This is a genomic window from Microbacterium sufflavum (assembly GCF_023091155.1).
GTDB classification, from domain to species: Bacteria; Actinomycetota; Actinomycetes; order Actinomycetales; family Microbacteriaceae; genus Microbacterium; species Microbacterium sufflavum.
The window spans coordinates 2322956-2341390 of sequence record NZ_JAHWXK010000001.1; the positions used below are offsets into that span (position 1 = coordinate 2322956).

Annotated in this window: 9 protein-coding genes; 7 read left to right on the plus strand and 2 right to left on the minus strand. The window is 71.4% G+C overall.

Annotated features, from left to right (window positions below; genetic code table 11):
• Nucleotides 1–24 precede the first annotated feature (24 nt).
• Together KZC56_RS11270 and KZC56_RS11275 are read left to right on the plus strand one after the other, a co-directional pair.
• Nucleotides 25–3237 carry an ATP-dependent helicase gene (locus KZC56_RS11270; RefSeq protein WP_247638582.1) on the plus strand — a complete coding sequence of 1071 codons (3213 nt, stop codon included), beginning with the start codon at nucleotides 25–27 and terminating at the stop codon, nucleotides 3235–3237.
• Entirely contained in the window at nucleotides 3201–6725 is a 3525-nt protein-coding gene (locus KZC56_RS11275) for an ATP-dependent helicase (RefSeq protein WP_247638583.1), read from the plus strand. Before KZC56_RS11270 ends, KZC56_RS11275 begins: the two co-directional genes overlap by 37 nt.
• Here the strand turns inward: KZC56_RS11275 and KZC56_RS11280 are convergent.
• Nucleotides 6671–8050, minus strand: a complete 1380-nt coding sequence (locus KZC56_RS11280; protein ID WP_247638584.1) for a protein kinase family protein — start codon at nucleotides 8048–8050, stop codon at nucleotides 6671–6673. The two genes, KZC56_RS11275 and KZC56_RS11280, sit on opposite strands and share 55 nt — an antisense overlap.
• A 64-nt stretch (nucleotides 8051–8114) precedes the next feature.
• Between KZC56_RS11280 and nudC the strand changes: the two genes are divergently transcribed.
• Nucleotides 8115–8996: an NAD(+) diphosphatase gene (gene nudC / locus KZC56_RS11285; RefSeq protein WP_247638585.1), complete on the plus strand. Its 882-nt coding sequence runs from the start codon at nucleotides 8115–8117 to the stop codon at nucleotides 8994–8996.
• Nucleotides 8993–10714: an ATP-dependent helicase gene (locus tag KZC56_RS11290; RefSeq protein ID WP_247638586.1), complete on the plus strand. Its 1722-nt coding sequence runs from the start codon at nucleotides 8993–8995 to the stop codon at nucleotides 10712–10714. The genes nudC and KZC56_RS11290 overlap by 4 nt, the downstream gene beginning before the upstream one ends.
• Before the next feature lie 822 nt (nucleotides 10715–11536).
• On the opposite strand, the gene KZC56_RS11295 is transcribed toward KZC56_RS11290, so the two are convergent.
• On the minus strand, nucleotides 11537–12970 hold the full coding sequence (locus KZC56_RS11295) for a zinc-dependent metalloprotease (RefSeq protein WP_247638587.1): 1434 nt from the start codon (nucleotides 12968–12970) through the stop codon (nucleotides 11537–11539).
• Nucleotides 12971–13088: 118 nt separating this feature from the next.
• Here KZC56_RS11295 and KZC56_RS11300 point away from each other — a divergent pair, with 118 nt between their 5' ends.
• The 3 genes from KZC56_RS11300 to KZC56_RS17885 all read left to right on the plus strand — a co-directional run bounded on the left by KZC56_RS11300 (nucleotide 13089) and on the right by KZC56_RS17885 (nucleotide 18339).
• Nucleotides 13089–14180 carry a YlbL family protein gene (locus KZC56_RS11300; protein WP_136035596.1) on the plus strand — a complete coding sequence of 364 codons (1092 nt, stop codon included), beginning with the start codon at nucleotides 13089–13091 and terminating at the stop codon, nucleotides 14178–14180.
• Nucleotides 14181–14261: 81 nt separating this feature from the next.
• A complete protein-coding gene (locus KZC56_RS11305; RefSeq protein WP_136029959.1) occupies nucleotides 14262–17183 on the plus strand; it encodes a UPF0182 family membrane protein in 2922 nt (973 codons plus the stop codon).
• Between the two features lie 868 nt (nucleotides 17184–18051).
• On the plus strand, nucleotides 18052–18339 hold the full coding sequence (locus KZC56_RS17885; RefSeq protein ID WP_504919222.1) for an immunity protein CdiI family protein: 288 nt from the start codon (nucleotides 18052–18054) through the stop codon (nucleotides 18337–18339).
• Nucleotides 18340–18435 lie beyond the last annotated feature (96 nt).

Consider the following 18435-nt stretch of genomic DNA (forward strand, 5'->3'; position numbering starts at 1 on the left):
GCCGCTCCCGTTAGCGTGGAGGACATGACTTCGGATGCCGCTCAACGTGCCGTGATCATGGCGCCGCCGACCGCGTCCGGCGTCATCATCGGTGCCCCGGGCACCGGCAAGACGACGGTGCTGGTCGACCGCATCGTGCGGCTCATCGACGAGGAGGGGCTGCGGCCGGAAGAGGTGCTCGCGCTCACCCCGAGTCGACAGGCCGCGACGGCGCTGCGCGATCGCATCGGCGTGCGCGTGGGACAGGCGACCCCCGGCCCGCTCGCCCGCTCGCTCGGTTCGTTCGCCTTCCAGCTCGTCCGCGGGGCGATGGTGCGCGAGGGCGCCGAGCCGCCCGCGCTGCTGACGGGCGCCGACCAGGACCGCATCATCGCGGAGCTGCTCGCGGGAGACACGGAGGACGGCCGCATCGCCTGGCCCGAGTCGCTCAGCGCCTCCGTGCGGGCGTCGAGAGGATTCCGGTCGGAGCTGCGCGCGTTCCTGGCCGAGTGCACCGAGCTGGGCGTGCACCCCGAGGAGCTGCGGTCGTCGGGCAACGAGGTGTGGGCGGCCGCTGCGGAGTTCCTGGTGGAGTACCGCACGGTGCTCGACGCCCTGCGATCGGCCCACCGCGACGCGGCCGACCTGCTCAGCGAGGCGAGCGCGATCCTGCGCACGGCCGATGCCGCCACCCTCGGCCCGCTCGCGCCCGTGCGCGCGGTGCTGATCGACGATGCGCAGGAGCTCACGCGCGGGGGCATCGCGGTCGTCCGGGCACTGCTCGACCGCGGGGTCGCGGTGCTGGCCTTCGGCGACCCCGACATCTCGTCCGGGGCGTTCCGTGGCGCGAGCCCCGAGCTCTTCTCGCAGCTGGCGGGGGCGCTCGGCGACGTGCACGTGCTCGACGGGGCGCACCGACAGCACGCCGCGCTCACCGCGCTCACCCGCACCGTGACGCAGGCGATCGGGGTGTCGGGACGCGTGGAGCATCGGCGGGCGCCCGCGCCGCTCGCGGGGGAGGACGAGGCCCCCGTCGTGTCCACCTTCCTCGCGCCGTCGCCCTACGAGGAGTTCGACCGCATCGCGGGGGTGATGCGCGACTGGCATCTGAGCGACGGAGTGCCGTGGGATCGGATGGCGGTGATCGCCCACGACACCCGTCAGGTCACCGCCCTGGAGACCGAGCTGGCGGCGCGGGAGATCCCCACGCGAGCCGCCGGGGTGCAGCGACCGCTCGGCAGCGAGGGGATCGTGCGCGACATCGTCGGGATCGTCCGTCTCGCGCTGACCCCCGACGAGGAGCGGACGGTACAGGCGTGGGAGGACGCACTGCGGACGCCGTTCGGGGGCATGGATGCGATCGCCCTCCGACGACTCAGGGCGCGGCTGCGGCATCTCGAACTCGCCGGCGGGGGATCGACGCCCGCGCGCGAACTGCTGCGTCAGGCTCTGTCGCAGCCCGCGACCCTCACCCTCATCGACGCCCCCGAGTCGCGCACGGCGGAGCGCTTCGCGGAGACGGTCGAGGCGGTCGCCAGGGCCGCCGCGGAGGGCGAGACCATCCACGATCTGCTGTGGCGCGTGTGGGAGCAGGCCAGGGCGGTGGACGGTCGCCGGCTGTCGGTGGCGTGGCGGGAGATCTCGCTGCTGCCGACCGGGGCGGAGACCGCGCGCTCGCTCGACGCGCTGGTGGCCCTGTTCGACGCGGCCAAGCGGTTCGTGGAGCGCACGCCGAACGAGAAGCCCGAAGTGTTCGTGCGCGACATCCTCGACAGCGAGGTCCCGGAGGACACGCTGTCGACGCCGGAGCGTCCCGGCACGGTCACCCTGCTCACCCCCGCGACCGCATTGGGCACGGAGTTCGACGCGGTCGTCGTCGCCGGGGTGCAGGACGGCGTCTGGCCCAACGTACGGCTGCGCGGCGGGCTCCTGCAGACGTGGCGGCTCCCCGGGGCGCTCGCCGCCGCCCGCACCGGTGTGCCCGACGAGCCGCCCGGTGTGCTCGACCGCCGACGGGCGGCCCTGCACGACGAGCTCCGTCTGTTCGTGCGGGCGATCTCGCGCGCCCGCGGCCGACTGCTGATCACGGCGGTCGACGACGACGACCTCACCCCCAGCCCGTTCTTCGGCTTCCTTCCGCCCCCGGAGCCCCCGGAAAGGCATGCGTCCGCGGAGCACCCGCTCACCCTGCGGGGCCTGGTCGCGCGCCACCGGCGCACGCTCACCACGGTGACGGCCGAGCCGCTGCGGCGCGAAGCCGCAGCGCAATTGGCGGTGCTGGCGCGGGAGGGCGTGCCGGGAGCCGACCCGGCCGAGTGGTACGGCGTGCGGCCGGCATCCACGCGGGCTCCGCTGCGCGACCTCGCGACCTCGGGTGCCCGCGTGTCGCCGTCGGCGGTCGAGTCGTTCGAGGAGTGCGGCCTGAACTGGGTGGTCTCGGCCCTCGGCGGCGACACCGTCATGCCCCCGACGGCGGGAATCGGCACGATCGTGCACGAGGCCATGGAGCGCGTGCCCGACGGCGACCTCGAGCGCATGCGGGCGATCGTCGCCGAGCACTGGCCGGAACTCGACTTCGAGACCGAGTGGATCGGACGCAAGGAGCGTCGTCGTGCCGACCTCTTCGTCGACCGGCTGCACACGTATCTCGGCGATGTCGCGCGCGACGGAGGCCGGGTGCTCGGCAGCGAGGTCGAGTTCCGGTTCGCGGTCGATGCCCGGGAGGGCGCGGAGGAGCCGACCGTGCATCCGGTCGACGAGGAGCGGGCACACCGGGCGATCGTGCACGGGTACATCGATCGGGTGGAGTCGTATCCCACCGGTGCGGGTGACCACCCGCACGCGCGAGGACGGGGATGGGAGCGCATGACCGGCGACGCCGAGGGCACGACCGTGGTCGTCGACCTCAAGACGGGCAAGACCGACCCGGAGACCGACGGTGCGGTGCGGGAGCATGCGCAGCTCGCGGCGTACCAGATCGCCGTGCAACAGGGGCTGGTGCCGGGTGCGACCCCGAGGTCGCTCGGCGGCGCGCGACTCGTGATCGTCTCGAAGACCCTGGCGAAGAGCGACTACCGCATCGCCCATCAGCACGCGCTCGACGGCGACGCGCGGCGGCAGTTCCTGCAGCGCGTGGCGGAGGTGGCGCGGGGCATGTCGGCCGCGGGGTTCACGGCCCAGGTCGAGTCGCACTGCGCCGACACGCAGCGCCGCGTGCACCCGTGCCGCATCCACACGGTCCCGGCGGTGAGCTCGTGACCGTGGCGGCGCCCGAGGTGGTGCTCTCGGCGACCGACATCGCCGCGGCGCTCGGCCTGCCCACGCCGACTCCCGCCCAGCAGGAGGTGATCGAGGCCCCGCTCGAGCCGGCGCTCGTGGTGGCCGGGGCGGGCAGCGGCAAGACCGAGACGATGTCGGCGCGCGTGGTGTGGCTCGTGGCGACGGGTCGAGTGCGGCGCGACGAGATCCTCGGGCTGACCTTCACCCGCAAGGCCGCCGGCGAGCTGGCGGAGCGGATCGGTGCGCGTCTCGCCGTCGTCGACGAGTACGGCCGACGGGGACTGCTGCCGCACCTGCCCGCGATCGTCCGCAGCGACGCCCTCGACCGGGTGGCGGAGGCGGCGTCGGGACGGCAGCGCGACCTGGTGCGCGCCACGGTCCTCGACGACCTCGCCCGTCGGTTCGACACGGGTTGGGACCCGGCAGCGTCGCGGACGGCGGAAGACCTGATGATCCGACCGCGCGTGTCGACGTACAACGCGTTCGCGGACGGGATCGTGCGCGAGCATGCGGCCCGGATCGGCCGTGATCCCGATGTCGCCATGCTCAGTCAGGCGGCGTCCTGGATGCTGGCGCGGGAGGTGGTGCTCCGCAGCGACCTTCCGCAGCTGGAGGAGATCGACTACGCGCTCGGCACGGTCATCGACGCGGTGCAGCGCTTGGCCGGTGACGCGCTGGACCACCGGGTCGACCTCGCGCTGGCCGAGCGCATCGCGGTGGAGCAGGCGCGCGCGTTCGAGCCGTACCGGAGCAACGCCGACGTCGAGAAGGCGGCGATCAACCTGCTGAGCCTGCCCACGCTCACCGCCCTGGTGCGCGAGTACATCGCGGAGAAGCAGCGCCGGGGGGTGCTGGACTTCGCGGATCAGGTCGGCGGCGCCTACGACATCGTGGAGTCGGCCCCTGATGTGCGGGCCGAACTGCGCGAGCAGCACCGCGTCGTGCTCCTCGACGAGTACCAGGACACCTCGGTCATCCAGACCCGCTTCCTCGCCGAGCTGTTCCGCGATACGGCCGTCATGGCGGTGGGCGACCCGCATCAGTCGATCTACGGCTGGCGCGGAGCCAGCGCCGACAACCTCTACGCGTTCTCCCGGTCGTTCGCGAGCGCGGGGGCGGTGCGCACGTACAGCCTGATGACGAGCTGGCGCAACGACCGGGGCATCCTCGACATCGCTAACCGGGTGCTGGAGCCGCTGCAGCGCCCCGGACTGGACGTGCCGCCGCTGGAGGCGCGTCCCGGAGCGGGTGACGGCGGCGTGGAGGTGCGCTTCCCGCTCACGGTCGATGAGGAGGCGGCGGCGGTGGCGGACTGGTTCGTGCAGCGCCGCGCCGCACACGACGCGGGGGAGGGGGCGCGGGCCGGATCCCCGCACACGGGCGCGATCCTGTTCCGCTCGAAGCGTCACATGCAGACGTTCGCAGCGGCGCTGGCGGCCCGAGGGGTGCCGCACCGCATTCTCGGGCTGGGCGGCCTGCTCGCCACGCCGGAGGTGGTCGACGTGGTGTCCACGCTGCGGGTCGTGCACGACCCCACCGCCGGTTCGGCCCTCATCCGGCTGCTGACCGGACCGCGTTTCGGGGTGGGAGTCGCCGACATGGCGGCGCTGTACGACCTCGGCCGCACGCTGGCCGAGCGCGACACGACGATGCTCCCGCTCCCGGACGAGGTGCGGGTGCGGCTGCGTTCGTCGCGCGGAGCGGACGAGGCCGTGTCGATCGTGGACGCGGTCGACGTGGTGCGCGCGGTGCGAGACGACTACCGCCTGCTCGAGGCCATCACCCCGGAGGGCAGGGCGCGGATCCGCGCCGCGGGGGAGATGCTGGAGCGGTTGCGCCGCGCGTCGTCGCAACCGATCCCCGAACTGATCCGTCTGATCGAGCTGGAGCTCCGCCTCGACATCGAGCTCGCCGCGAACGAGACCCGCGGACCGGCGCGGATCGCGGCGACGCAGTTGCGAGCCTTCGCCGACGAGGTCCGTGCGTTCCTCGCCGCCGACGACCGCGGCACGATCGGCAGCCTCCTCGCGTGGCTCGACAAGGCCGAGAGCACGGACGAACTGATGCCGCGCCCCGAGCCGCCGGAGCCGGGCGTGGTGCAGCTGCTCACGATCCACGGGTCCAAGGGGCTCGAATGGGATGCGGTGGCGGTAGTGCGACTCGTGGTGGACGAACTGCCCGGTCGCATCGCCGACACGTCGGGCTGGTTCGGGTTCGGCGTGGTGCCGTTCGAGCTGCGCGGCGACCGTGACGCGCTGCCGAGGTTCACGTGGGACCCGGAGGACGCGGTGGGTGCCGAGACCGATCCGGTCAAGCGGCAGAAGCTCGCGCAGGCCTCGCTGTCGGGCGGCGCCACCCAGGCGAACCCTCAGGGCGGCGCACTCAAGCGCTTCAAGGACGCCTACCGCGAGTACCAGCGCCAGGAGGAGCGGCGCCTGGCGTATGTCGCGATCACCCGCGCCCGGAGCGACCTGCTGCTGACCGGGGCGCACTGGGCGGGGCAGAAGGCGCCGCGCACTCCGAGCCCGTATCTGCTGGAGGCGATCGAGGTGCGGGGCCTCGCGCCGATCGATGGCGTGGACCCCGACGAGAACCCGTACGACGGTCCGGGTGCGACCCTGCACTGGCCGCTCGACCCACTCGGCGCACGGCGACCCGTGGTGATGCCTGCCGCGGCGGCGGTCGAGGAGGAGCTGCGATCGGGCACCGCGACCCCCACGCCCGAGCTGCAGCGACTGCTGGCGGAACGCGAGGCCCGCCAGCGGGGCACTGCGGCGGACGCTCCGACCCGTGTCCCTGCGTCGCGCTTCAAGGACTACGTCACCGACTACGCGGGAACGCTCGCGTCGATCGTGCGCCCCATGCCGGAGCGTCCCTATCGGCAGACGCGCCTGGGCACGCTGTTCCACGCCTGGGTCGAGCAGCGCTCCGAACTGGTGGGGGTCGGCTCCCGCGTCGATGAGGCGCTGTGGGAGCAGGACGAGGACGAGCCGTTCGCCGACGCCGTGTTCGACGGCGCCGGCCCCGGCGCGGTGGCCGACGCCGCCGACCTCGCGGTGCTGCAGCGCACGTTCGAGCAGAGCGAGTGGGGGTCGTTGCAGCCCCTGGCGGTCGAGATCGAGATCGACTTCGCGCTCGGTGCGGGCGGGGAAGGGTACGAGGACGAGCGCGGACACATCGTGATCTGCAAACTCGATGCCGTGTACCGCCGCGCGGACCGTGGCGGCCGCATCGAGATCGTCGACTGGAAGACCGGTCGCGCGCCCCGGACGGCCGAGGAGCGGGAGGAGCGGATGCTGCAGCTCGCGCTGTACCGCCTCGCGTACCACCGGCGCTTCGGGGTGCCGCTCGACGAGATCGACGTGGCGCTGTACTACGTCGCAGACGACCTCGTCATCCGCGGGGACCGGGTCTATTCGGAGGAGGAGCTCTTCCAGCGCTGGAGTGCCGCGCGCGCCGCCCGCTGAGCCTCTTCGGAGTCGTCCCCGTCGTCCGCGCCTCCGTCGTGGCCGCCCGCGGTGGGCGCCGCGTCGACGTCACGCGAGCCGTGCGTCCCCGCGAACCCGGAGCGCACGCCGGAGAGGTCCTCGGTGTCGAGCTCGACCGCGCTGAAGCGCGGGGCGTCGCCCGTCGGAGCCTCGGCGTCGCTCCGCGTCGCACGACTCCACGGCCTGGGCGCGTCCGCTTCTACCGGAGTGAAGCCGGGCTCCTCGTCGTCCCGCGCCTCGGCGTCCGCGACCCACAGGTCGTCGGGGTTGTAGGCGTCGGTCTGCATGGACGTGTCGACCTCGGGCGCGCGGGCGACCGGGACCCGGTCGAGTGCCTCCATCGCGGAGTCCACGCCGCTGCGGCGCTCGGCGGTCGCGATCCCGCGGTCGTTCAGGCCCTCCGCGAGAGCGGTGAGCAGTGCGGCGGCGTCGTCGACGATGTCGGGGCGGTGCAGCGCGTCGCCGTGAACCAGCCAGCGCGCGAACTCGAGCTCGGCGAGCAGCCGGGCACGGGCGTCGAGCCCGGCGTCGGGGCCACGGTCGACGGTGCGGGCATAGGCAGCCTGCACATCGGTGGCGGCCTCCGGCGCGGCCGACAGCCAGGAGAGGTCGACCGCGGGGTCGCCCACCGCGAGCCCGTGCCAGCCCACGAGCCCGGTGACCCGGGGGCCCTCGTGCGGGTCGTCGTCGAACAGGAAGGAGGTCGCCTGCACCCCGCCGAGGACGACGGTGGACTCGAAGCGCCACAGCTCGTCGTCCGCGATCGCGTCGCGCCAGCGCACGGTGAGCCGCGCGGGGACGCGGCCGGTGGCGGCGGCGGTGTCGACGAGTCGTTCGAGCTCGGCGCGGCTCTCGTCGGCGCTGCGCGTGGGGAGCCCCGCTCCGCGGACGACGGAGGTGGGCATGCCGTGCACGGCGGCGATCGCGGCGCCCATCGACTCGGCGGCACCGCGGCCGGCGGGCACCATCGGCGCCTCGATCTGGAAGCCGGGCAGCAGCTCGGTCACCAGCGCACGTCCGTCACCCAGGCGTGTCTCGCCCACGTACGCCGGGGCACGGAAGGGCAGCATCGCGCGGGCGCCGTCGGTGAGCGCGCGCAAGGCGATGGCTTCGGCCGCGAGCTCGCGCGCCGCATCGTCGTCGTCGGCCACGCGGATCGCCAGTTCCCTGCCGTCGGCGAGAGAGGCGACGGCGGAGTCGAAGCGGCCGTCGCCGTCGGCGGTGAGCGCTCGGGTGCCCGTGACCTCAGCGCCGGGAAGTGCGGCCGTCACCGCCGCGGCTAGAGTGAATGGAGAGCGTCCCATGCCCCCAGGGTAGGTGGGCTCAGGGGCGGTCCCGCCTCCGCCACGCCCGTGAAAGGGGGAGTCGATGAGCATTCCGCGTCCGTTCTTCGACCGCGCAGCGGAGCTCCGTGAGGAGCCCGGCGTGATCGACCGTCTGCGCAGCGAGGCCGAGACCGGGGTGATCGTCGTGCGCGAGGGCCGCGTGCGCGTGGTCGACTCAACGCTCGTCCGCGTCGCGCCCGACGCCGTGGGGGAGGCGACCTGGGCGCTGCTCGGCCGCGACGCCGACGGCGCGGTGCTGCTCCTGGCCGCCGCGCCGCCGGAGACCGACGCCGTCGACGCCGCTCCGGACGAGATCTGGCTCGGGCTGCGCGACCTGGGCGGTCGCATCGACGCCGGCGAGTCGGAGGTGCTGGTGGAAGCTGTCGCGCTCGCCGGCTGGTTGCGCGACGCGCCGTTCTGCCCGACCTGCGGCGGCGGTACCGAGCTGCGTCAGGCCGGCTGGTCGCGCCGCTGCCTGGTGTGCGGGCGCGAGCACTTCCCCCGGACGGATCCCGCGGTGATCGTCGCGGTCGAGAGCGCCGACGGTGAGCGGCTGCTGCTCGGGGCGAACGCCAACTGGGGCGGCCGCATGTACTCGTGCTTCGCGGGCTTCACGGAGGCGGGCGAGTCGCTCGAGTCCACGGTGCACCGGGAGATCGAGGAGGAGTCGGGGGTGCGTCTCTCCGACGTGCGGTACGTCTCCTCGCAGGCGTGGCCGTTCCCCCGCTCGCTCATGGTCGGATTCCGGGCCGTCGTCGAGGACGAGGCGGCCGCCCGCGCGGACGGCGAGGAGATCATCGACGTGCGCTGGTTCACGCGCGACGAGATCGGTTCCGCGCTCGCGGGGGAGGGGCCGGTCGGTCTCCCCGGCCCCGCGTCGATCGCGCGCGCCCTGATCGTGCAGTGGTACGAGGAGCGCGCGTGAGCGCACTCGACGCCCTGGACGAGCGGCAGCGGGCAGCGGCCTCCGTCCTGCGGGGCCCCGTCGCCGTGCTCGCGGGGGCCGGGACGGGTAAGACCCGTGTGATCACGCACCGCATCGCCCACGGCGTCGACACCGGCGCGTACTCGCCGTCGCGCGTGATGGCGGTGACGTTCACGGCGAAGGCGGCCGGCGAGCTGCGCGGACGCCTTCGTGCCCTGGGCGTGGAGGGCGTCGCTGCTCGCACGTTCCATGCGGCGGCGCTCGCGCAGTTGAACTTCTTCTGGCCCACGCTGGCTGGCTCGCCCGCGCCGTCGATCATCGACAACAAGGTGCGCATGCTCGGGCAGGCGGCCGACGCGCTGCGCCTGCGACCGAGCACGGCGACCCTGCGCGACATCGCCTCCGAGATCGAGTGGCGCAAGGTGTCGATGCTGTCGATCGACCGGTACGCGGAGCTCGGCCGACCCGTCAGCGGGATCGACGCGGGACAGCTCGTCGAGCTGATGCGCGGCTACGAGGCGCTGAAGGACGAGCGGCATCAGCTCGACTTCGAGGATGTGCTGCTCGCGTGCGCCGGGATGCTCGAGGCGGAGCCGCGGGTCGCGGCCTCGGTGCACGAGCAGTACCGCCACTTCACGGTCGACGAGTTCCAGGACGTCTCCCCGTTGCAGAACCGACTGCTCGAGCTGTGGCTGGGCGACCGCCGCGATATCTGCGTGGTGGGCGACGCAAGCCAGACGATCTACTCCTTCGCGGGCGCCGAGCAGCGGTTCCTGCTCGAGTTCGAGCGCCGCCACCCGGATGCCACGGTCGTGCGACTGGAGACCAACTACCGGTCGCAGGAGCCCATCCTGACGGCGGCCAATACGTTGATGCGGGGTCGACCCGGCGCACTCGAGCTCGTCCCGGCCCGCGAGCAGTTCACTGCGGACGCCCCGACCGTCACGGCGTACGACTCGGAGTCCGACGAGGCGGCGGGCATCGCGGCCGGTGTCGCTGCCCGGATCGCGGCCGGGGCCTCGCCCGCCGAGATCGCGGTGCTGTACCGCGCCCACGCCCAGTCGGCCGTGCTGCAGCAGGCGCTCGCCGCGGAGGGTATCGCCACCTCGGTGCTCGGCGGCACCCGGTTCTTCGCGATGCCGGAGGTGCGGCAGGCGACCCTCGCACTGCGGGCCGCGGCCGTGGCCCCGACCGAGCATGGCTTCCTGCCCGGTGTCCGCCGCGTGCTGAAGGAGCTGGGTCTGACGGAGGAGCCGCCCGCCGCGGGTGGTGCGCAGCGCGACGGCTGGGAGGCGCGCCGGGCGATCCTGCGCCTGGCGGAGGAGGCGGGACCCGACGAGACGCTGCGGTCGTTCAGTGACGCGCTGATGGCGCGGGCGAAGGACCAGCACGAGCCGACGCTGCGCACCGTGACCCTGTCCACGCTGCACGCGGCGAAGGGCCTCGAGTGGCCGCACGTATACCTCGCGGGCTGGGCGGAGGGCGCGCTGCCGATCTCCTACGCCACGACGTTCGAGGCGATCGACGAGGAGAGGCGGCTGGCGTATGTGGGCGTCACGCGGGCCGCGCGAACGCTGGAGATCTCCTGGTCGCGATCGGCAGGTCGAGGGGAGCGGGCACCGTCGCGGTTCCTGGCCGAGATGGGGACGACGGCTCGCGGCACAGGCATTCTGCGCGAAACGACACCGAACGCCACACGCGCCGCCCGTCGGCGCTGACCCGCACGAGCCGGGCGGGGTCGGACGAGGCGAGCAGGACGGCCGTGAGTCGAGCGGCTTCGCCGACTCGCGACGCGGGGATGCGCCCGGGGTCGCGCCCGATCAACTGACTGTGCACGAGGGGCCACGCGGGGTCGCGCTCGGTGTCCTCGATGTCGCGGCAGCTGAGACACGGCGTCTCGCCAGGAATCACCAGCGGGCCCACGGTCACGCGTCCCGGCTCGAAGGCCAGGGGCAGGTGCGGGCGGTCCTCGCGCAGGTGCACGGCGAACTGCACGGCCGCTGCCGCTCCCGGTACCAGCACGACCGCGACGGCATCCGCCTGATCCGGAGCGCCCGCCGGAACGCCTTCGTCGGCCAGGGCCTCCCGCAGTCGTCCTTCGGCCCGCGGATCCGTGAGACCGAGGCTGCTCGTCCAGACGGCCCGGAGGGGGGACGGGTCGTCGGTGAGTGCGGGGTCGACGAGGGCGAGCAGCCGTCGGGCGTCGTCCCAGGGGGCGCCCGCCGCATGGGCGATCACGTCGAACGCGCTGCGCCGGAATCCGCGGCGCATACGGCTGAGGAGCGGCTCCACCCAGGACTGCTCCGCGGGAAGGCGGAGGGTCCCGTCGTCGCCGAGTTGCAGCGTGGTGGCGTCGCGCCACAGCAGCGGTCGCGCCGGGTCGAGGCGGGTGAGGGTGGGCGGGGTGAGTGGCATCCGTCCGATTCTCGTGCGGACCGTCCGTGCGCGGAGAGCACGCGTGCGCATCGGTGGACAACTCGGGCGGGTGCCCGCGCTCGGGGAGGAGGAGTGCCGCGACGGTCGCGCCACGGCGGGCGGGCTCAGACCGGGCGGTCGCCCTCCGGTGCCGCATCGCCGTCCTGATCGCGGTCGTCGCGCTCCTCCGTGCCGTCGGTGGAGGTCGAGTCGCGCCCCTCCTCCTCGCCGGAGAAGTCGTCGCCGTCGAGCAGACGGGCGAGCGCCTCATCGAACTCGTCGGCCACGGGCTGCTCGCCGCGCTCGGCGGCCTGGAGCCGCGCGATGAGAGCCGTGGGGTCGTCGATGTCCTCGGCGCTCGGCATGAGGTCGGGGTAGTCCCACAGGGAGTCGCGCGCGGCCACGCCGACCGCGTCGGTCACGGCCTGCCACATCGCCGAGGCCTCCCTCATCCGCCGGGGGCGGAGCTTCAGCCCGACCAGGGCGCCGAGGGCGTCCTCCGCCGGGCCGCCGACCGCGCGGCGACGTCGCGCGGCCTCCGCGATCCGCGCGCCGTCCGGCAGCCGAGAGGTCGCCTGCGCGGTGACCACGTCGACCCATCCGTCGATCGTCGCGATGAGGTTCTCCAGCCGCGCGAGCGCCTCGCGCTGGGCCTCGGTCTGGGTGGGCAGCAGCGCGCCGCCCTCGATCGCGGCGCGCAGCTCCTCCGGGTCGGAGGGGTCGAGCCGGCTCGCCACGTCCTCCAGGGCGTCGACGTCCACCGTCACGCCGCGGGCGAAGTCGGTGATCTGCGCCATCACGTGCAGGTGCAGCCACTTGGCGTGCCGGTACAGCCGGGCGTACGCCAGCTCCCTCGTCGCGAGGTACAGCGCGATCTGGTCCTCCGGGATCTCCAGGCCCTCGCCGAACGCGGTCAGGTTCTGCGGGATCACGGTCGCGGTGCCGGCGGGGAGCACCGGGATCCCCACGTCACCGCCCGAGACGACCTCGAGCGACAGGTTGCCCAGCACCTGACCGAACTGCGCGGCGAACACCGAGCCGCCGAGTCCGCGCATCAGCCGCCCCGCGCCCTGCACCACGCCGCGCATCTCCTCCGGCACCTGCGTGTCCAGGGCCGAGGTCAGCGCGTCGGCGATGCTGGTCGACACGGGGCCGGCGATCTCCTTCCACACCGGCAACGTCTTCTCGACCCACTCGCCGCGGGTCATGGCGGTGGGCGCCTCGGCGAGCTCGGAGATCGTGGTCGCCTCGCCGAGCCAGAGGGTGGCGAGCGCGAAGGAGTCCGCGATCGAGGTGCGCGAGCCGTCGGAGATGCCCTGGCCCTCGCGGTTGGCGATGTGCAGCGCCTGCCGCAGGGCGTTCTCCCACGGGTCGCCGCCGAACGCACCCTGGAGCTGCGCCATGATCGTCTGCATCATCGCGGGGTCGAGCGTGAACCCGTCCATGCCCTGGAAGGCGTCCCGCAGCGCTTCCGGGTCGATGTCGCCGCCGCCCTGATTCGAGAGCATCCGGCGCAGGAACTCCTGGAAGTCCTCCGGGTTCGGGTCGTTGTCTGCCATGTCGCTCGCCCTCTCAGCACGTCTGTAGCCGTGGCATCTACGCTAGTCACAGGTTTCAGTGCGTGACCCCGGTGCGGGCAGATCGCTGTACGCCGCTCGCGAACGACGGAGGAATGCTGTGGAACGACCGCGCGCAGGAAAGCTCGGACTCGGTGTCTGGGCGCTGATCGTCGCGCTCGCCGCCCTGGCGGTGCTCACCTTCCTGCCGTCGCCGTACGTGATCCAGCGTCCCGGTCCCGTGTACGACACCCTCGGCACCGCCAAGAACGCCGACGGCGAGCAGGTGCCGCTGATCAGCGTCGAGGGTGCGGAGACGTACGAGACGGGTGGCACGCTCGACCTCACGACGGTGCAGGTGGTCGGCAACCGCGAGCGCACGCCCAGCTGGTTCGAGCTCGCGCTGGCCTGGCTCGACTCCTCGCGGGCGGTCGTCCCGCTCGACTCCGTGTTCCCGGAGGGGGTGACCACGGAGCAGCGCGACGAGCGCAACGCGACGCTCATGGTCGACTCGCAGCACGAGGCCACGGCTGCAGCGCTCAACGAGCTCGGCTACGACACCGGCGCGCAGGTGGTCGTCGTGGACGCGGTCGAGGACTCGCCGGCCGACGGGCTGCTGGAACCTGACGATGTGATCACCGCGGTCGACGGCACGCCCGTCACTTCGGCCACCCGGTTGCGCGAGGCGATCCAGGATGCGGGTGGCGACCCCGTCGCCCTCACCGTGCAGCGCGATGGCGCGGAGCAGGTGGTGGAGGTGACGCCCGAGAAGCACGAGGAGGGCGGGACCACGACCTGGCTGGTCGGCATCACCCTGCGCACCGACTACGACTTCGAGATCGACGTGACCATCCAGCTCGACAACGTGGGCGGCCCGAGTGCCGGCATGATGTTCGCGCTGGGCATCATCGACACGCTCACGCCCGGCGAGCTCAACGGCGGCAAGGACGTCGCGGGAACGGGCACGATCGACGCGGAGGGCGACGTCGGCCCCATCGGCGGCATCCGGCAGAAGCTCTACGGTGCGCGCGACGCGGGTGCCGACTACTTCCTGGCGCCGGCGTCGAACTGCGACGAGGTGGTCGGGCACGTGCCCGATGGCCTGCAGGTGATCCGGACGGCGACGCTGGAGGAGTCGCTGGCGGCGTTGGACGTCATCGCGGACGGCGGGGACACGAGCGGACTCCCGACGTGCGAGATCCCGGCCACCTGAGCCGGGTGGCCTTCTGCGCCGTGACGTCGCCGTGACCGGCGTGACAGCCTGCGCACAGCCGCCCGTGCCTAGGATGGAGGGGTGACCTCGACCTCAGCCCCGAACCCGGCCACGCCACGAACCTCTCGACGAATCCTCGGCATCTCGCTGGTGATCATCGCCGCGCTGATCGCGGCGTTCTTCGTCTTCGCTTCGCTCTACACCGAATTCCTCTGGTTCGACCAGGTCGGGTTCACCGGCGTGCTGACCACGCAGTGGATCGCGACGGCGGTGATGTTCGTCGTCGGCTTCCTCGGCATGGCGGTCCCGCTGTTCGTCGTCATCCAGCTGGCCTACCGTCTGCGCCCGGTCTACGTGCGTCTGAGCTCGCAGCTCGACCGCTATCAGGAGGTCATCGAGCCGCTGCGCCGCCTGGCCATGTGGGGCATGCCCATCTTCTTCGGACTGTTCGCGGGCTTCGCGGCGGCGGGCAACTGGAAGACGGTGTGGCTCTGGGCGAACGGTGTCGCCACCGACACGGTCGACCCGCAGTTCGGCGTCGACACGGGCTTCTACATGTTCGCGATGCCGTTCTACTCGATCCTGCTCGCGTTCGTGTCGGCCGTGCTGCTGCTGTGCCTGCTGGTCACCGCGCTCGTGTCGTACCTGTACGGCTCCGTGCGCATCGGCCAGGGCGAGCTGCGCATCTCCAAGCCGGCGCGCATCCAGCTCGCCGTGATCGCCGGCCTCTATCTCCTGGTGCAGGCCGCGAGCCTCTGGCTCGACCGATTCAAGACCCTCGTCACGCCGGACGACCGCATCACGGGTGCCGCGTACACCGGTGTGAACGCGACGATCCCCGGCCTGGCGATCCTCGCGATCATCGCCGCCGTGGTCGCGATCCTCTTCTTCGTCACGGCCGTCATCGGGCGCTGGCGGTTCCCGCTCGCCGCGACGGCGCTGCTCATCGTGGCCTCGCTGGTCGTGGGCGTCGGCTACCCCTGGGTGGTCACCACCTTCCAGGTGAAGCCGAACCAGAACGCGTACCAGGCGGAGTACTACCAGCGGAACATCGACGGCACGAAGGAGGCCTACGGGGTCGCGAACCTCGAGACCACCGCCTTCGAGGCCGAGACCGATGCGGCGGCCGGCCAGCTGCGGGCCGACGCCGAGACCACGGCGTCGATCCGCATCATGGACCCGAAGGTCATCCCGCCGACCGTGCGTCAGCTCGAGCAGTACCGCGGCTACTACCAGTTCCAGACCACGATGGACGTCGACCGCTATGAGATCGACGGCGTCATGCAGGACACGGTGGTCTCGGTGCGCGACCTCGACATGTCGGGCCTCGGCGACGGCGACAACTGGAACAACCGCGTCGCGGTCTACACCCACGGCTACGGCCTCGTGGCCGCGGCGGGCAACCAGCGCACGAGCGACGGTGAGCCGGTGTTCCTCGAGCGCGGCATCCCGAGCTCGGGCTTCCTGACCGACCGCGAGAACTTCGAGCCGCGCGTCTACTTCGGCGAGAACTCCCCGGAGTACTCCATCGTCGGCGCCCCGGAGGGCTCCGAGCCGGCGGAGATCGATTACCCGCGCGGCAAGGACGGCTCGAGCGAGACGAAGACGACCTTCGACGGCGACGGCGGTCCGAAGATCGGCGACACGTTCACGAAGCTGCTCTACGCGCTGAAGTTCCAGTCGGAGCAGATCCTGTTCTCGAACCTGGTGAACGACGAGTCGCAGATCCTGTACGACCGCGACCCGAAGACGCGCGTGCAGAAGGTCGCTCCGTACCTCGAGCTCGACAGCGACCCGTACCCGAGCGTCGTGGACGGTCGCATCGTCTGGATCGTGGACGGCTACACCACCAGCTCCACGTACCCGTACTCGACGAGCGTGAGCCTGTCCGACGCGATCGCCGACTCGAACGTCACCTCGCCCTCGCTCGCGATCGACGACATCAACTACATCCGCAACTCGGTCAAGGCCACCGTCGACGCCTACGACGGCTCGGTCACGCTCTACGCGTGGGACGAGGAGGACCCGGTGCTGCAGACGTGGCAGAAGGTGTACCCGTCGACGCTCAAGCCGATCAGCGACATGTCGGGCGAGCTCATGAGCCACGTGCGCTACCCGACCGACCTGTTCAAGGTGCAGCGCGACATCCTCGGCATTTACCACGTCGACAAGGCCGGCTCGTTCGCGCAGCAGGACAACCGCTGGCAGACGCCGAACGACCCGCGCAGCGAGGCGATGCTGCAGCCGCCGTACTACCTGACGATGCAGATGCCCGGTCAGGACCAGCCCCGGTTCTCGATGTTCTCGACCTTCATCCCGGCGTCGCAGGGCGCGGGAGGCAGCCGAGACGTGCTGATGGGCTACCTCGCGGTGGACTCGGACGCCGGGTCGGAGAAGGGCGTGAAGGCCGACGGGTACGGGCAGTTGCGCATGCTCGAGATCGACACCGACACCACGGTGCCCGGCCCCGGTCAGGTGCAGAACACCTACAACTCGGACACCGCCGTGGTGCCCCAGCTGAACCTCCTCCAGCAGGGGGAGTCCGAGGTGATCTACGGCAACCTGCTCACGCTGCCCGTCGGCGGCGGTCTGCTCTACGTGCAGCCGGTGTACGTGCAGTCGTCGGAGGGCACGCAGCTGCCGCGTCTGCAGAAGGTGCTGGTCGCGTTCGGCGACAGGGTCGCGTTCGAGAACACGCTCACCGAGGCGCTCGACACGCTGTTCGGCGGTGACTCCGGTGCCACCGGTGGTGATGACGAGGTCGAGCCGACGGATCCGGGCACCGATCCGGGCACGACGGATCCGGACACGGGGGAGACCCCGACCGAGCCGACCGCGCCGACGGACGCCCAGGCCGACGCGCTGGCTGCCGCGCAGCAGGCCCTGCTCGACCGGCAGGCCGCGCTGGCCGAGGGTGACCTCGAGAAGTTCGGTGAGGCCGACAAGCGCCTCACGGCGGCCGTCGAGAAGCTCCTGGAGCTGGAGGGCGCCGCGGGGCAGTGATCCTGCGAGGCTGAGACGAATGGGCGTCCCTGCGGGGGCGCCCATTCGCGTATCCGCCGGACGGACAGAGGGCGGGCGGGGCCAGCGCGCGCAGGGAAAGGCGAAGGCCCCTGATCGGATTTCTCCTGATCAGGGGCCTTCTCTTGTTGCGGGGACAGGGACAGGATTTGAACCTGCGACCTCCGGGAGCTGGGCGTACCAGAGATGAACTTTGCGGCAGCTTGCGGTAATTCTGACTGATCTGGGCTTCTCTTGTCGTCATCAGAACAACGCAAAACACCACAAACTGGCGATGACGACTGATTTCTGTCGAGCGAATCTGTCGAGTGCCGTCTAGGACTTGTGTCCTTCGACATAATGGCGAGCGTGCCGGGCCTCGATGACGAGTCCCGGCGGGAAGAGTCGCGTCCCTCGCGGACTATCCTCTCGCCTCCTATGGCAATGTTTCGTTCGCCACCGGGACGGTCTATCTGCAGTGCGGTCCAATCGGACTTAAGTCCTATGGGTGGCATCACATGCAAAGCAATCATCAGTCGCAGTGGGAGGGGCGAGTGGTTCAGATGACCGGGCTACCCTACGGGACCCCAGGAACGCCCGCTTGGGACGACTTCATGGAGAGCTTCATCAAGCAGACACTTTGGGAACCGGGTGGAATCACGAAGGAGTACAGCGGGAAACGCTGCTACACCGCTATATTTGATGTCTACCGGCTGAGCTCCAACGGGACGCCCGTGTACCAATACACATTCAACCCGACAACTATTCTTTCCATGTCGAACAATCGAGTAATCTCGTCCTACCCGACGACCTCTCAGGACTGCACCCGACAGGCGCCGTGGTGGTAAGGAAAGTCGAGGTCGAACTTGGCGTGCCTTATACAGGATGGCCGCTCCGGGCGGGACCCGATTACGAGTTCGGGCAACAAACCCTTTCGCCTGCTCTCAAGGAAGCTCTAGTTGGTTGGGCTGCCGAGTTCAACAGAGAGTTCGACGATGAGACAGGCTGGTCCTCTGATGAGACGCGTCGTACGCATCAGGAAACAGGTGAGCGATTGCGCGATGAGATCCAGGACCTACTTGGAGACTCGTTTGCGGTAACCCTCAATCCGCTCGGAGCAGGGTCGCTCCCGCCGGAGGACGTACCTCCCAGGTCATAGTATCGTGAGCGGATCGCGGCATAACTGTCGACCGAATCTGTCGAATCGTACTCGATTCAAAAGGAAAAGGCCCCGAGATCGTGATGATCTCGGGGC

Excerpts from the sequence above, each read along its gene's own strand:
- KZC56_RS11295 (WP_247638587.1), bottom strand. The coding sequence starts at position 12,970 with ATGGCAGACAACGACCCGAACCCGGAGGACTTCCAGGAGTTCCTGCGC.
- nudC (WP_247638585.1), top strand. The coding sequence starts at position 8,115 with ATGAGCATTCCGCGTCCGTTCTTCGACCGCGCAGCGGAGCTCCGTGAG.
- KZC56_RS11270 (WP_247638582.1), top strand. The coding sequence starts at position 25 with ATGACTTCGGATGCCGCTCAACGTGCCGTGATCATGGCGCCGCCGACC.
- KZC56_RS11280 (WP_247638584.1), bottom strand. The coding sequence starts at position 8,050 with ATGGGACGCTCTCCATTCACTCTAGCCGCGGCGGTGACGGCCGCACTT.